The following is a 13,077-nucleotide window of genomic DNA, read 5'->3' on the forward strand; positions in this document are numbered from 1 at the left end:
GCGGCGTATATTACGCATTTTTTGCACGAGATGAAAGGCCAAACTTTGAGCAATCCTCTGTTGCAGATCAATGAATCCGGGACTAGCGTAAAAGGGATGAATAAATACTTATATTAATCATTGATTTAATGGATGATGGATAATTTGTGTCCATTTATAAAATCATAAAACTTCTCGATTTTTCTTGGATAAACTGGCCGCATGGCGATATAAAACGCTGTTTTTGTAGCCAAAAAAGTGCTCTGTAGTGCGATCTGCCTCTCATTTCCTGGCATTATTTGGTGGCTACTGGAAACAAAAATGCGGCCCGTAGGCCGCATCGCGCTTAGTTTTTCCGGCCGGTAATCCGGCACCACTCTTCCTTCTCGACCACCGGGTCAAGGGTGAAGAGATCGGCGTAGGCTTCACAGACGCTCTCCGCCTGGCTGGCAAGGATGCCGGAAAGCCCCAGCAAACCGCCTGAAACGGGCAGGACGCTGATTAATGGCGCCAGCTCACGTAACGGGCCTGCCAGGATATTCGCGACCACCACGTCGGCTTTCATCGACTCCGGTTGGTCCTGAGGAAGATAGAGCTCCAGGCATTCAGAAACGCCGTTACGCTGCGCGTTATCACGACTGGCCTGAATAGCCTGCGGGTCGATATCAATCCCGATTGCTTTTGCCGCCCCCAGCTTCAGTGCGGCAATCGCCAGGATGCCGGAGCCGCAGCCGAAATCAATCACCGTTTTTCCGTTGAGGTCGAGCCCATCCAGCCACTGCAGGCACAGGGATGTCGTCGGATGCGTACCGGTGCCAAAGGCCAGACCCGGATCGAGCATCACGTTGACGGCATTTTCATCCGGAACATCGCGCCAGCTTGGGCAGATCCATAGCCGCTCCCCGAAGCGCATGGGGTGGAAGTTATCCATCCATTCCCGTTCCCAGTCTTTATCTTCCAGCTGCTCGATCTTATGCGCGAACCCGGCGCCCAGCAGCGGATGCTGCTCCAGTTGGGCAACGACCGCTTTCATATCGGTTTCAGCATCGAACAGGCCGATTACGTCGGTATCCCCCCACAGGCGGGTTTCCCCGGGCAATGGCTCAAATACCGGCGTATCGTGCGTATCCTGGAAGGTGATCGAGACCGATCCGGCCTCCATCAGCGCATCGCTAAGATCTTCAGCGTTCGCGCCGGTGGTATTTAGTTTCAGTTGGATCCATGGCATAGCAAAACTCTTTATTTATCAGTAGTCAAAATGGGGGACTGTGGGGCGGGACGACCGAAACGGTTCCCCGCCACAAACGCCAGCAAACTCAGCAGCAGCGCGGGAACGATCGGGTGAAAGCCCAGAAACTGCACTTTCAGCGTGGCCAGTACGGCATACAGGACGCCGCCTACGATCATCGCGCTCAGCGCGCCAGCCGCGTTGGCGCGTTCCCAGTAAAGGCCCAGCACCAGCGGCCACAGGAAGACGGCTTCCAGGCCGCCGAAGGCCAGCAGGTTCAGCCAGATTATCATCTCCGGCGGCCGCCAGGCCGCGAGCAGCAACAAGACCCCCAGCAGGAGCGTGATGCCGGCGGACATGCGTTTAAGCCGCTTTTCGTTAGTCGCCTGATCCGGCCGCCAGTTCAGGTACAGATCTTTGATGATCGTAGCGGAACTTTGCAGAAGTTGGGCATTGATCGTCGACATAATCGCCGCCATCGGCGCGGCAAGGAAGATCCCGGCGGCAAAGGGCGGAAGCACTTTAACCATCAGCGTCGGGATCACCAGATCCGGCACGGTTAAATCGGGGATCACCGCCCGGCCTAATGCCCCAGCCAGATGCATGCCAAACATCAGGATCGCCACCACGATGGTGCCGATAATGATGCCGCGATGCACGGCTTTGCTGTCTTTGTAGGAGATACAGCGCACTGCGGTATGTGGCAGACCAATAACGCCGAAGCAGACCAGCACCCAAAACGAGGCCATAAAGGTTGGCGAGAGGATATCTTCCGCGCCCTGCGGGGACACCAGCTTGACGTCGATCGACTGCAGCGTCTCTACCGCATGGCCAACCCCCCCGGCGGCGTGGATCACGCCTACCAGCAGCACGATCGTGCCGATCAGCATTACCATGCCCTGCATCGTGTCGTTGAGCACGCTGGCGCGAAAGCCGCCATAGGCGGTATACAGCGCGATGCTGACCCCGAAGATCAGCAGGCCGGTATCGTAAGGAATACCGGCAGCCGTCTCCAGCAGGCGGGCGCCGCCGATAAACTGGACGGTCATGGCGCCGACAAAGGCCACCAGCAGACTCAGGCTGGCCAGCCAGACCAGCAGGCGACTCTGATAGCGCGCAAACAGCATGTCATTGAGGGTGACAGCATTATAGCGACGCGCAAGGATGGCGAATTTTTTCCCCAGCACGCCCAGCGACAGCCAGATGGCGGGGAGCTGGATCATCGCCAGCAGCACCCAGCCCAGGCCGTATTTATAGGCGGCGCCGGGTCCGCCTATAAATGAGCTGGCGCTGATATAGGTGGCGGTTAGCGTCATGGCCAGCACGAAGCCGCCCATCGAGCGGCTGCCGAGAAAGTACTCATTAAGAAAGCTACCTGAGGCGCGTTTTCTCATGGCGTAGAGGGATAAACCGAACACCACCACCAGGTAGGCGATCAGGGGAATAATGACCTCAAACTGCATCATCGTCCCCCAGAGAAATATCGCGGAAAATCAGTTTGACCATCGCCCAGCACAGCAGAATGAACAGCAGCGGTACCAGCAGGCAGGCCATTTCAAACCAGTGTGGCAGGCCGGTAAAGCCAATAGCCACCCCCGGCAGATAGGCGGCGGCCAGCCAGGCGGCAAGGTAGAGAAGGGTCAGCCACAGCGCCCAGCGCGCTTCTTTGTGGGCCTGAACAAAGCGTTTGTCCATTTTTTGTCCCTTGAGGATGAAGAAAGCGGGGATTGTACCGCATGGTATAGATGAGGAGAGAGAAAAAGAAAAAAGGCCGGTTTACCCGGCCTTTTGCTGAGAGAGCAGAATTATTTTTCCTGCAAGCCGAGTTTTTTCTCCAGATAGTGGATATTGGTGCCACCATGCTGGAAATTCTCGTCGCTCATAATGCGCATCTGCAGATCGACGTTGGTTTTGATGCCATCGATGATCAGCTCCTGCAGCGCATTCTTCATGCGGGCAATCGCCACGTCACGGCTTTCGCCGTAGCAGATCAGTTTACCGATCATGGAGTCATAGTACGGCGGTACGGTGTAACCGGCGTAAATATGTGACTCCCAGCGCACGCCAAAGCCACCCGGCGCGTGGAAACGGGTGATTTTGCCCGGGCTCGGCAGGAAGGTGTTCGGGTCTTCGGCGTTGATACGGCATTCCACCGCATGGCCGCGAACCACCACTTCATCCTGCTTGATGGACAGCGGCTGGCCGGCTGCGATACGCAGCTGCTCTTTGATCAGGTCAACGCCGGTGATCATTTCAGTTACCGGATGCTCTACCTGGATACGGGTGTTCATTTCAATGAAGTAGAACTCGCCGTTTTCGAACAGGAACTCAAAGGTACCCGCCCCGCGGTAGCCGATATCCACACAGGCTTTCGCGCAACGCTCGCCGATGTAGCGACGCAGTTCCGGGGTGATGCCCGGCGCCGGCGCTTCTTCGACCACTTTCTGATGACGGCGCTGCATGGAGCAGTCACGTTCAGCCAGATAGATAGCGTTACCCTGACCATCCGCCAGCACCTGAATTTCAATGTGGCGTGGGTTTTCCAGGTATTTCTCCATGTAGACCATGTCGTTGTTGAAAGCCGCTTTGGCTTCCGCTTTGGTCATGGAGATGGATTGCGCCAGTTCAGCGTCGCTACGTACAACGCGCATACCGCGACCGCCGCCGCCGCCGGAGGCTTTGATGATCACCGGGTAGCCGATGCGTTTGGCATGGGCGCGGTTAGCGTCCATGTCGTCGCCCAGCGGGCCATCAGAACCTGGAACGGTCGGAACGCCAGCTTTCTTCATGGCGGTGATGGCGGACACTTTGTCGCCCATCAGGCGGATAGTGTCGGCTTTCGGGCCGATGAAGATGAAACCGGAGCGCTCAACCTGCTCAGCAAAATTAGCGTTCTCAGAGAGGAAGCCATAACCCGGGTGAATCGCTACCGCGCCAGTGATCTCAGCGGCGCTGATAATGGCCGGAATGTTCAGATAGCTTTTTACGGACGGAGCCGGACCGATGCAGACCGTCTCATCCGCTAACAATACGTGTTTTAGATCGCGATCCGCAGTGGAGTGCACAGCGACAGTCTTGATGCCCAATTCTTTACAGGCACGCAGGATGCGCAGTGCGATCTCGCCACGGTTAGCGATGACAATTTTATCCAGCATGTTCGCCTCGTTACTCGATAACTACCAGCGGCTCGTCGAATTCTACCGGTTGGCCGCTTTCGATCAGAATGGCTTTCACCACGCCGGCTTTGTCGGCTTCGATCTGGTTCATCATTTTCATCGCTTCGACGATGCACAGGGTGTCGCCCACGTTAACTTTCTGGCCAACTTCCACAAACGCTTTCGCGTCCGGGCTCGGCGTACGATAGAAAGTACCAACCATCGGGGAACGTACGATGTGACCACTGATTTCCGCTTTCGCCGGCGCTTCAGCCGCAGCAGCTGGTGCGGCAGTCGCGGCGGCAGGCGCCTGAGGCTGCATCATCGGCGCAGCATAAGCCTGCTGCATAACCGGATAGCTTGCGGCCGGTGCAGAGCGGCTGATGCGAACAGACTCTTCGCCTTCAGAAATTTCCAGTTCGGAGATACCTGATTCTTCAACCAGCTCGATCAGTTTTTTAATCTTACGAATATCCATGAGTGGGTTCCGTACTCTTTGTTTAGTGTGATTGTGACAGGCGTTTTACCGCCGTCTGTAAAGCGTATGAATAACCATCCGCCCCCAGCCCGCAAATGACGCCAGCGGCGACATCTGACAGATACGAGTGCTGGCGGAAGGGTTCGCGTGCATGCACATTGCTCAGGTGAATCTCGATAAACGGGATGTTCACGGCGAGCAAAGCGTCACGGATTGCTACGCTGGTATGCGTGAACGCGGCCGGATTAATCAGGATATAGTCCACGTTGTCTTTAGCCTGATGAATTCGGTCGATTAACGCATACTCCGCGTTGGACTGCAGGTGATCCAGACTCACATTCAGCGCCGCCGCTTCAGATGTTAAACGGTTAACAATTTCAGCCAGCGTGAGAGGGCCATACTTCTCAGGCTCGCGGGTACCGAGCATGTTAATGTTTGGACCATTCAAAAGCAAAATGTGAAACTTAACTGCCATTGTGTGGCGAACTCCTGCCATTTTCGGGTAAAAAACAACATATACCTTCAATGCGCCCTTGTCACCTTTTCAGGGTCAGAAAACCCCGTCAGGAAAACCAAAGTCGCACATTATAACGATTTCGTAGCAATTGGCAGCTAAATACTGGTCTTATCAGGGAAGATTATCAACCGCTATCTGAAAAAGAGTCGCGGTTGATAAAGGATCTGCGGGAAACTGCACATTACCGGATTGAGCGCCACCACTGGCGGAACTTCTTGTAACGCCATGTCAATAGCCCCGCTGCCAGCAGGGCATATATAACGGGCTGCGGCGAGACGATCTTCACTGACCACAGGTAGTGTATCGGCGCGAGGATCGCCACCAGATAGACGAAGTTGTGTAAAAGTTGCCAGCGACGCCCCAGTTTTCGCTGCATCGCTTGCGTGGAGGTCACCGCCAGCGCCAGCAGAATCGCCCAGCTGATCATGCCCAATGTCAGATAGGGGCGGGTGATAATCTCCGAGCCCAGCAGCGCCAGATTGTTAATGCCCAGCTCCAGTAGGGTATAGCTGGTCAGGTGCAGCGTCGCCCAGGCAAAACACCATAAACCTAACAGCCGACGAACGCGAATCAATAATGGCTGCTTCGCATAGCGCGCCAGCGGAGAGACCAGCAGCGTCGCCAGCAGAAACTTAAGCGCCATTCTGCCGGTAAAGTGCTGGATATCCTTGGCTGGATCGGCGCTAAAGTAGCCCTGGTGCCCGGCCCAGAATAACCAGACCAGCGGCAAAAACCCCGCAAGGTGAAGTAAAACCTTCAGCCAGACGATCTGTTTGACGGTGAAACGCACTAGAAGTTCTCCCGCAGATTCATGCCGCGATACAGCGACGCCACTTCGTCGGCATAGCCATTAAACAGCAACGTCGGTTGACGCTTCACATCGAGCACGCCGCCGGCGCCGATAAACCGCTCGCTAGCCTGCGACCAGCGGGGGTGATCGACGTGCGGATTGACGTTGGCGAAGAAGCCGTATTCGTCCGGCGCCGCCAGGTTCCAGGTGGTTGGCGGCCGCTCGCGGGTCAGCTCGATACTAACAATGGATTTTATGCCTTTAAAACCGTACTTCCACGGCACGGTCAGGCGGACCGGCGCGCCGTTTTGCGGCGGCAGCGCTTTGCCATACACCCCGACGGTGAGTAGCGTCAGCGGGTGCATCGCTTCATCCAGCCGTAGCCCCTCCACGTAAGGGTAAGCGAGCCCCCCGCCGATAAACCGGTCTTTCTGGCCGGGCATTTGATCCGGAGCATAGAGGGTTTTGAAGGCCACATAGCGCGCGCTGCTGGTGGGCTCCACCAGCGCCAGCAGTTTATGCAGCGGGAAGCCGACCCAGGGGACCACCATCGACCAGGCTTCCACACAGCGCATACGATAAATGCGCTCTTCCAGCGGGAAGCGTTTGGTCAGATCGTCATGGTCAAGGGTCAGAGGTTTCGCCACTTCGCCACCGATGGTGAGCGTCCAGGGATCGGTGCGCAGGCTACCCGCGTTCGCCGCCGGATCGGCTTTATCGAGGCCGAATTCATAAAAATTATTGTAACCGGCGACCTTATCTTCTGGGGTAAGCGTCAGATTAGCCTGCCACTCGGCGGGTTTAGCAAACTCCAGGGCCTTGCCCGCTGGCGCTGGTGGGCGGTCGTGGCCTTTAAACCAGTCCAGCAGGTCGGCCTGCGCGGCGGCGGGAAGGGAAAGCGCGGTCGCGCTGATACCCAGCATTTTCAGCACCTGGCGCCGCTTGAGCATAAAAACGGATTCGGCCGTGACGTCGGCTTCCGTCAGTTTTTTTCTTTTCATGGTGTCCTCCGTCATGCGTTTTCCTAAGCATGACGGAGACGGCGATGAATGGCGAATATGTCACGAAAAATTGCACATTAGGATAAGGAGCCGCCGCCGAAGCAGAGGCGCGGTCGTCCAGGAATCATCGGAAAGTGGCGCAAGACGTTTCCTTTGCCGCGCATGACCCGGCATCTTTAGCAGGGAAAAGGGGGCGGTAAGCTGGCCAGACGGTATAGCGGTAATAATTTGCGCCGCCGGCGCGGGTTTGTCATCCTGCGTCTAAAATTAAAGCGCTTCTGGCGCAGGCCGCAGGCGGGCGACGATTGGCAAATTTTTTCTGCAAACTATACTCGCTATCGGCATACTTTTACCGATAATACGCATTCCATTGCCAGACTCGCCATCTTTGATAGTATGCGTCGCGCTTTAAAAGGTTAATGCTTGCGGCAAGGCGCGCGCCGGCACGGGAGCCTGATGGTTCATCGGGTAGTCATTCACTCGCGGAGTTAACACAGGGATGCGATTAACGACGAAGTTCTCAGCCTTTATTACGCTGCTAACTAGCCTGACCATCTTTGTCACGCTGATTGGCGCTTCGCTGAGTTTTTATAACGGCATTGAGAACAAGGTCGAAAACCGCGTTCAGGCGGTGGCGACCATGCTGGATAACCGGCTCATCACCACCTCTTTCGATAAGCTTGAACCGCAGTTGGATGAGCTGATGACGCCGATCGAGATCGTGCATATCGATTTCATGCTCAACGGCAAACCGCTCTACAGCCATTCCCGACCCGATAGCTATCGCCCGCTCGGCAGCCATGAGCAATTCCGTGAGATCACGGTTCAGTCGCTTAAACATCCTGGCATTACGCTGCATCTGGTCTACGTTGACCCGATGGTGAACTATTTCCGTTCGCTGTCGATCACTGCCCCGCTGTCGATCTCCATTGGCTTCATGGTGGTGATTATTTTCTTCGCCGTCCGCTGGATCCGCCGCCAGCTGGCCGGCCAGGAGCTGCTGGAGCTGCGTTCCACGCGTATCCTGAGCGGCGAGCGCGGGCCGCAGGTGCGCGGGTCGGTCTATGAATGGCCGGCCAGCACCAGTAGCGCCCTGGATATGCTGCTGTCGGAGCTGCAGTTCGCCAGCGATCAGCGCAGCCGGATGGATACGCTTATTCGCTCCTACGCGGCGCAGGATTCGAAAACCGGACTGAATAACCGCCTGTTTTTTGACAATCAGCTGGCCACGCTGCTGGAAGACCAGGAGAAGGTGGGAGCCTACGGCATCGTGATGATGATCCGTCTGCCGGAGTTTGATCTGCTACGGGACAACTGGGGACGGGCGGCGGCCGAAGAACATTACTTTACGCTTATCAACCTGCTCTCTACCTTTATTATGCGTTACCCCGGCGCGCTGTTGGCGCGCTATCACCGTAGCGACTTCGCCGTGCTGCTGCCGCACCGTACGTTGAAAGAGGCGGATAGTATCGCCGGCCTGTTGCTGAAGGCGATGGATGCGCTGCCTCCAACGCGTATCCTCGATCGCGACGATATGATGCATATCGGCATCTGTTCTTTCCGCAGCGGGCAATCGGCGGCGCAGGTGATGGAACATGCGGAAGCGGCGACGCGCAACGCGGTGCTGCAGGGCAGCAACAGCTGGTCGGTCTATGATGACACCCTTCCGGAGAAAGGTCGCGGCAACGTTCGCTGGCGAACGCTGATCGAACAGATGCTGAGCCGCGGCGGGCCGCGGTTGTACCAAAAACCAGCTGTCACCCGCGACGGGCGGGTACATCATCGTGAACTGATGTCGCGGATGTACGACGGTAAAGAAGAGGTGATTGCAGCGGAATACATGCCGATGGTGCTGCAGTTTGGCCTGGCGGAGGAGTATGACCGCTTGCAGGTAACGCGCCTGCTGCCGTTTTTAGGCTTCTGGCCCGAGGAGAATCTGGCGCTCCAGCTGTCGGTGGAGTCGCTGATCCGTCCGCGTTTCCAGCGCTGGCTGCGCGATGCCTTGATGCAGTGTGAAAAATCGCAGCGTCAGCGGATTATTTTTGAACTTGCAGAGGCAGATGTTTGTCAATATATCGGCCGTCTGCAGCCGGTTATGCGATTGGTTAACGCTCTGGGCGTTCGGGTGGCAGTGGTTCAGGCGGGGTTAACCCTGGTTGGAACCAGCTGGATCAAGCAGCTGGATGCGGAGCTGATCAAACTGCATCCGGGTCTGGCGCGCAACATCGAAAAGCGCAGCGAGAACCAACTGCTGGTGCAAAGCCTGGTGGAAGCCTGTAAAGGCATGCCTATGCAAGTTTTTGCGACGGGCGTACGCAGCCGCAGCGAGTGGTTGGTACTGTCCCAATGCGGTGTCACGGGCGGGCAGGGGGAATTTTTTGCCGCCTCACAGCCACTTGACACAAATGTGAAAAAATATTCGCAAAGATACTCGGTTTGATCTGCCGTTTAGCGTGATTTCACGTAGAATAACGCGCGCCATCGTGAAGGGGGTGTGCTTGTCTACCTGCCGGATCATCGCAATGTAAATGCCAGTGACCCTCCTTTGACAGGTTACAAATTCAGGCGTGGAGCGCTGCTGAAGATTTCAGCAATGAACGGAGTCGGGAAAATTTGTAACAAAGGAAATGAACTGCACTAATTTTCACCGCAGCAGGTGATTTTTGCGCCTTGTCGCTGCTGCGTGTGGTTGGTAAAGTAAGCGGATTTTGTTTTCCGCCCCAGCTTTCAGGATTATCCCTTAGTATGTTAAAAAAATTTCGTGGCATGTTTTCCAATGACCTGTCCATTGACCTGGGTACCGCGAATACCCTTATTTACGTAAAAGGACAAGGCATCGTATTGAATGAGCCTTCCGTGGTGGCCATTCGTCAGGATCGTGCCGGATCGCCGAAAAGCGTCGCCGCCGTGGGTCATGAAGCGAAGCAGATGCTCGGCCGTACCCCGGGTAATATCGCGGCGATTCGCCCGATGAAGGACGGCGTTATCGCTGACTTCTTCGTGACGGAAAAGATGCTGCAGCACTTTATCAAACAAGTGCACAGCAACAGCTTTATGCGCCCGAGCCCGCGCGTGCTGGTGTGTGTACCGGTTGGCGCAACCCAGGTCGAACGTCGCGCTATTCGTGAATCCGCGCAGGGCGCAGGCGCCCGTGAAGTCTTCCTGATCGAAGAGCCGATGGCGGCAGCGATTGGCGCAGGCTTACCGGTTTCTGAAGCGACCGGCTCCATGGTGGTGGATATCGGTGGCGGTACCACTGAGGTGGCGGTTATCTCCCTGAACGGCGTGGTCTATTCCTCTTCTGTACGTATCGGCGGTGACCGCTTCGACGAAGCCGTTATCAATTACGTGCGTCGTAACTACGGCTCCCTGATCGGTGAAGCGACCGCTGAACGTATCAAGCATGAAATCGGTTCGGCTTACCCGGGCGATGAAGTGCGCGAAATTGAAGTGCGCGGTCGTAACCTGGCGGAAGGCGTGCCACGCGGCTTCACCCTGAACTCAAACGAAATTCTTGAAGCGCTGCAGGAGCCTCTGACCGGCATCGTGAGTGCGGTCATGGTTGCCCTTGAGCAGTGCCCGCCGGAACTGGCGTCTGATATCTCTGAACGCGGGATGGTTCTCACCGGCGGTGGTGCGCTGCTGCGCAACCTGGACCGTCTGTTAATGGAAGAAACCGGTATTCCAGTCGTGGTTGCTGAAGATCCGCTGACCTGCGTAGCGCGTGGCGGCGGCAAGGCGCTGGAGATGATCGACATGCACGGCGGCGACCTGTTTAGCGAAGAGTAGTCAGCCTGAAGGTCCGGGGCGGCATACGAGCTGCCCCTGGTCTTTACTGACACGAGAATACGCATAGCCTATGAAGCCAATTTTTAGCCGTGGCCCCTCGCTACAGATTCGCCTTATTCTGGCGGTGCTGGTGGCGCTTGGCGTGATTATCGCCGACAGCCGCCTGGGTACGTTCAGTCAAATCAGAACGTACATGGATACAGCCGTCAGCCCTTTCTACTTTGTCTCTAATGGTCCCCGGGAACTGCTCGACAGCGTATCGCAGACGCTAGCTACCCGCGACCAGCTCGAACTGGAAAACCGCGCGCTGCGCCAGGAGCTGTTGCTGAAAAACAGCGATCTGCTGATGCTGGGCCAGTACAAGCAGGAGAACGCGCGCCTGCGTGAACTGCTTGGCTCGCCGCTGCGCCAGGACGAGCAAAAAATGGTGACGCAGGTCATCTCAACGGTCAACGACCCTTACAGCGATCAGGTGGTTATTGACAAAGGCAGCGTGAACGGCGTCTATGAAGGCCAGCCGGTTATCAGCGATAAAGGCGTCGTGGGGCAGGTCGTGGCCGTGGCGAAAATGACCAGCCGGGTGCTGCTGATCTGCGATGCCACTCATGCGCTGCCGATCCAGGTTCTGCGTAACGACATTCGCGTCATTGCCGCCGGTAACGGCTGCACGGACGATCTCCAGCTTGAGCATCTGCCGGCGAATACCGATATTCGCGTCGGCGACGTGCTGGTGACCTCCGGTCTCGGCGGTCGTTTCCCTGAAGGGTATCCGGTCGGGGTAGTCTCCTCGGTGAAACTGGACACCCAGCGCGCCTATACCGTGATTCAGGCGCGTCCGACGGCCGGGCTGCAGCGCTTGCGCTATCTGTTGCTGCTGTGGGGCGCCGATCGTAATGGCGCTAACCCGATGACCCCGGAAGAGGTTCATCGGGTGGCTAACGAACGTCTGATGCAGATGATGCCGCAGGTACTGCCTGCGCCGGATGCGATGGGGCCGCAGATGCCGGCGCCCGCCACCGGGTTGACGCCGCCTCAGCCGTCGCAGCCTGCAGGGGGGCAATAGTGGCAAGTTACCGTAGCCAGGGACGCTGGGTTATCTGGCTCTCGTTTCTTATCGCGCTATTGCTGCAAATTATGCCCTGGCCGGCGGACATCAGCGTTTTCCGGCCCAACTGGGTATTATTGATCCTGCTGTACTGGATCCTCGCGTTGCCGCACCGGGTAAACGTGGGGACGGGTTTCGTGATGGGGGCTATTCTTGATCTCATCAGCGGTTCAACGCTCGGCGTTCGCGCGCTGTCTTTAAGCATCGTCGCCTATCTGGTCGCGCTGAAGTATCAGCTGTTCCGTAACCTGGCGCTGTGGCAACAGGCGCTGGTGGTAATGCTGTTATCCCTGGCCGTGGATATCATTGTTTTCTGGGCAGAGTTTTTAGTGATCAACGTCTCTTTCCGTCCGGAAGTATTCTGGAGTAGTGTAGTAAACGGCATCCTCTGGCCATGGCTCTTCCTGCTGATGCGTAAAGTGCGTCAGCAATTTGCAGTGCAATAAGGTTGATATGACAACTCTGTATCTCGCTTCTGGTTCCCCGCGTCGGCAGGAACTGCTGACTCAGCTTGGTCTCGCTTTCGAGCGTCTGGTTCCTGGTATCGAGGAGCAGCGCCAGCCGCAGGAGAGCGCCCAGCACTATGTCGTCCGCCTGGCGCGCGAAAAAGCGCAGGCCGGGGTGGCGATGGCCACCCGCGATTTGCCGGTGCTGGGAGCGGATACGATTGTCATTTTGAACGGCGAAGTGCTGGAAAAACCGCGCGACGCCGAACACGCTGCAGCGATGCTGCGTTTGCTTTCCGGCCACACCCATCAGGTCATGACCGCGGTGGCGCTGGCGGATAAGCAGCAAACGCTGGACTGTCTGGTGGTCACGGAAGTGACCTTCCGGCGGCTCAGCGAGCAGGATATCGCCGATTATGTGGCCAGCGGCGAGCCTTTAGATAAAGCAGGTGCATACGGTATTCAAGGGTTGGGTGGTTGCTTCGTCAGGAAGATTAATGGCAGCTATCACGCCGTAGTCGGCTTACCGCTGGTGGAAACGTATGAGTTGCTCAGTAACTTTAACTCACTGCGTAAAGGAAAGGGATAA

14 protein-coding genes are annotated in these 13,077 nt (G+C 56.7%); 6 read left to right on the forward strand and 8 right to left on the reverse strand.

Annotation, left to right across the window (positions count from 1 at the left end):
- Positions 1 to 325: 325 nt before the first annotated feature.
- The 8 genes from prmA to msrP all read right to left on the reverse strand — a co-directional run bounded on the left by prmA (position 326) and on the right by msrP (position 7,148).
- Positions 326 to 1,207, reverse strand: coding sequence for a 50S ribosomal protein L11 methyltransferase (prmA, locus tag IB144_RS02270; protein WP_032418325.1), 882 nt, complete (start codon positions 1,205 to 1,207; stop codon positions 326 to 328).
- An 11-nt stretch (positions 1,208 to 1,218) separates the two neighbouring features.
- On the reverse strand, positions 1,219 to 2,670 hold the full coding sequence (panF, locus tag IB144_RS02275; RefSeq protein WP_004188394.1) for a sodium/pantothenate symporter: 1,452 nt from the start codon (positions 2,668 to 2,670) through the stop codon (positions 1,219 to 1,221).
- Positions 2,660 to 2,902, reverse strand: a complete 243-nt coding sequence (locus tag IB144_RS02280) for a DUF997 family protein (RefSeq protein WP_149359004.1) — start codon at positions 2,900 to 2,902, stop codon at positions 2,660 to 2,662. The genes panF and IB144_RS02280 overlap by 11 nt, the downstream gene beginning before the upstream one ends.
- Positions 2,903 to 3,012: 110 nt before the next feature.
- Positions 3,013 to 4,362, reverse strand: a complete 1,350-nt coding sequence (accC, locus tag IB144_RS02285) for an acetyl-CoA carboxylase biotin carboxylase subunit (RefSeq protein WP_002918738.1) — start codon at positions 4,360 to 4,362, stop codon at positions 3,013 to 3,015.
- A gap of 10 nt (positions 4,363 to 4,372) precedes the next feature.
- Positions 4,373 to 4,840, reverse strand: coding sequence for an acetyl-CoA carboxylase biotin carboxyl carrier protein (accB, locus tag IB144_RS02290; protein WP_002918736.1), 468 nt, complete (start codon positions 4,838 to 4,840; stop codon positions 4,373 to 4,375).
- A 22-nt stretch (positions 4,841 to 4,862) separates the two neighbouring features.
- Complete coding sequence (gene aroQ / locus IB144_RS02295; protein WP_032418326.1) at positions 4,863 to 5,315, reverse strand: type II 3-dehydroquinate dehydratase; 453 nt, start codon at positions 5,313 to 5,315, stop codon at positions 4,863 to 4,865.
- A 223-nt stretch (positions 5,316 to 5,538) separates the two neighbouring features.
- On the reverse strand, positions 5,539 to 6,147 hold the full coding sequence (gene msrQ / locus IB144_RS02300; RefSeq protein ID WP_004889547.1) for a protein-methionine-sulfoxide reductase heme-binding subunit MsrQ: 609 nt from the start codon (positions 6,145 to 6,147) through the stop codon (positions 5,539 to 5,541).
- A complete protein-coding gene (gene msrP / locus IB144_RS02305; RefSeq protein ID WP_004174108.1) occupies positions 6,147 to 7,148 on the reverse strand; it encodes a protein-methionine-sulfoxide reductase catalytic subunit MsrP in 1,002 nt (333 codons plus the stop codon). Before msrP ends, msrQ begins: the two co-directional genes overlap by 1 nt.
- A 228-nt stretch (positions 7,149 to 7,376) precedes the next feature.
- Here msrP and IB144_RS02310 point away from each other — a divergent pair, with 228 nt between their 5' ends.
- From IB144_RS02310 to IB144_RS02335, 6 genes are all read left to right on the forward strand, one after another.
- Positions 7,377 to 7,568 (forward strand): hypothetical protein, encoded by a 192-nt coding sequence (locus IB144_RS02310; RefSeq protein WP_004144963.1) that lies wholly within the window; start codon positions 7,377 to 7,379, stop codon positions 7,566 to 7,568.
- A gap of 79 nt (positions 7,569 to 7,647) precedes the next feature.
- Entirely contained in the window at positions 7,648 to 9,588 is a 1,941-nt protein-coding gene (gene csrD / locus IB144_RS02315; protein ID WP_002918686.1) for an RNase E specificity factor CsrD, read from the forward strand.
- 305 nt (positions 9,589 to 9,893) lie between these two features.
- Positions 9,894 to 10,937, forward strand: coding sequence for a rod shape-determining protein MreB (gene mreB, locus IB144_RS02320; RefSeq protein ID WP_002918653.1), 1,044 nt, complete (start codon positions 9,894 to 9,896; stop codon positions 10,935 to 10,937).
- Between the two features lie 70 nt (positions 10,938 to 11,007).
- On the forward strand, positions 11,008 to 12,000 hold the full coding sequence (gene mreC / locus IB144_RS02325; protein ID WP_004149974.1) for a rod shape-determining protein MreC: 993 nt from the start codon (positions 11,008 to 11,010) through the stop codon (positions 11,998 to 12,000).
- On the forward strand, positions 12,000 to 12,488 hold the full coding sequence (gene mreD / locus IB144_RS02330) for a rod shape-determining protein MreD (protein WP_002918648.1): 489 nt from the start codon (positions 12,000 to 12,002) through the stop codon (positions 12,486 to 12,488). The genes mreC and mreD overlap by 1 nt, the downstream gene beginning before the upstream one ends.
- 7 nt (positions 12,489 to 12,495) lie before the next feature.
- The gene (locus IB144_RS02335) at positions 12,496 to 13,077 is read left to right on the forward strand and encodes a nucleoside triphosphate pyrophosphatase (RefSeq protein WP_002918646.1); all 582 of its coding nucleotides are present in this window, start codon (positions 12,496 to 12,498) and stop codon (positions 13,075 to 13,077) included.

It is taken from the genome of Klebsiella sp. K4 (genome assembly GCF_014596785.2).
Taxonomy (GTDB): Bacteria; Pseudomonadota; Gammaproteobacteria; order Enterobacterales; family Enterobacteriaceae; genus Klebsiella; species Klebsiella pneumoniae.

Excerpts from the sequence above, each read along its gene's own strand:
- accC (WP_002918738.1), bottom strand. The coding sequence starts at position 4,362 with ATGCTGGATAAAATTGTCATCGCTAACCGTGGCGAGATCGCACTGCGC.
- mreC (WP_004149974.1), top strand. The coding sequence starts at position 11,008 with ATGAAGCCAATTTTTAGCCGTGGCCCCTCGCTACAGATTCGCCTTATT.
- IB144_RS02335 (WP_002918646.1), top strand. The coding sequence starts at position 12,496 with ATGACAACTCTGTATCTCGCTTCTGGTTCCCCGCGTCGGCAGGAACTG.
- IB144_RS02280 (WP_149359004.1), bottom strand. The coding sequence starts at position 2,902 with ATGGACAAACGCTTTGTTCAGGCCCACAAAGAAGCGCGCTGGGCGCTG.
- accB (WP_002918736.1), bottom strand. The coding sequence starts at position 4,840 with ATGGATATTCGTAAGATTAAAAAACTGATCGAGCTGGTTGAAGAATCA.
- csrD (WP_002918686.1), top strand. The coding sequence starts at position 7,648 with ATGCGATTAACGACGAAGTTCTCAGCCTTTATTACGCTGCTAACTAGC.
- msrP (WP_004174108.1), bottom strand. The coding sequence starts at position 7,148 with ATGAAAAGAAAAAAACTGACGGAAGCCGACGTCACGGCCGAATCCGTT.
- prmA (WP_032418325.1), bottom strand. The coding sequence starts at position 1,207 with ATGCCATGGATCCAACTGAAACTAAATACCACCGGCGCGAACGCTGAA.
- aroQ (WP_032418326.1), bottom strand. The coding sequence starts at position 5,315 with ATGGCAGTTAAGTTTCACATTTTGCTTTTGAATGGTCCAAACATTAAC.
- panF (WP_004188394.1), bottom strand. The coding sequence starts at position 2,670 with ATGCAGTTTGAGGTCATTATTCCCCTGATCGCCTACCTGGTGGTGGTG.
- mreB (WP_002918653.1), top strand. The coding sequence starts at position 9,894 with ATGTTAAAAAAATTTCGTGGCATGTTTTCCAATGACCTGTCCATTGAC.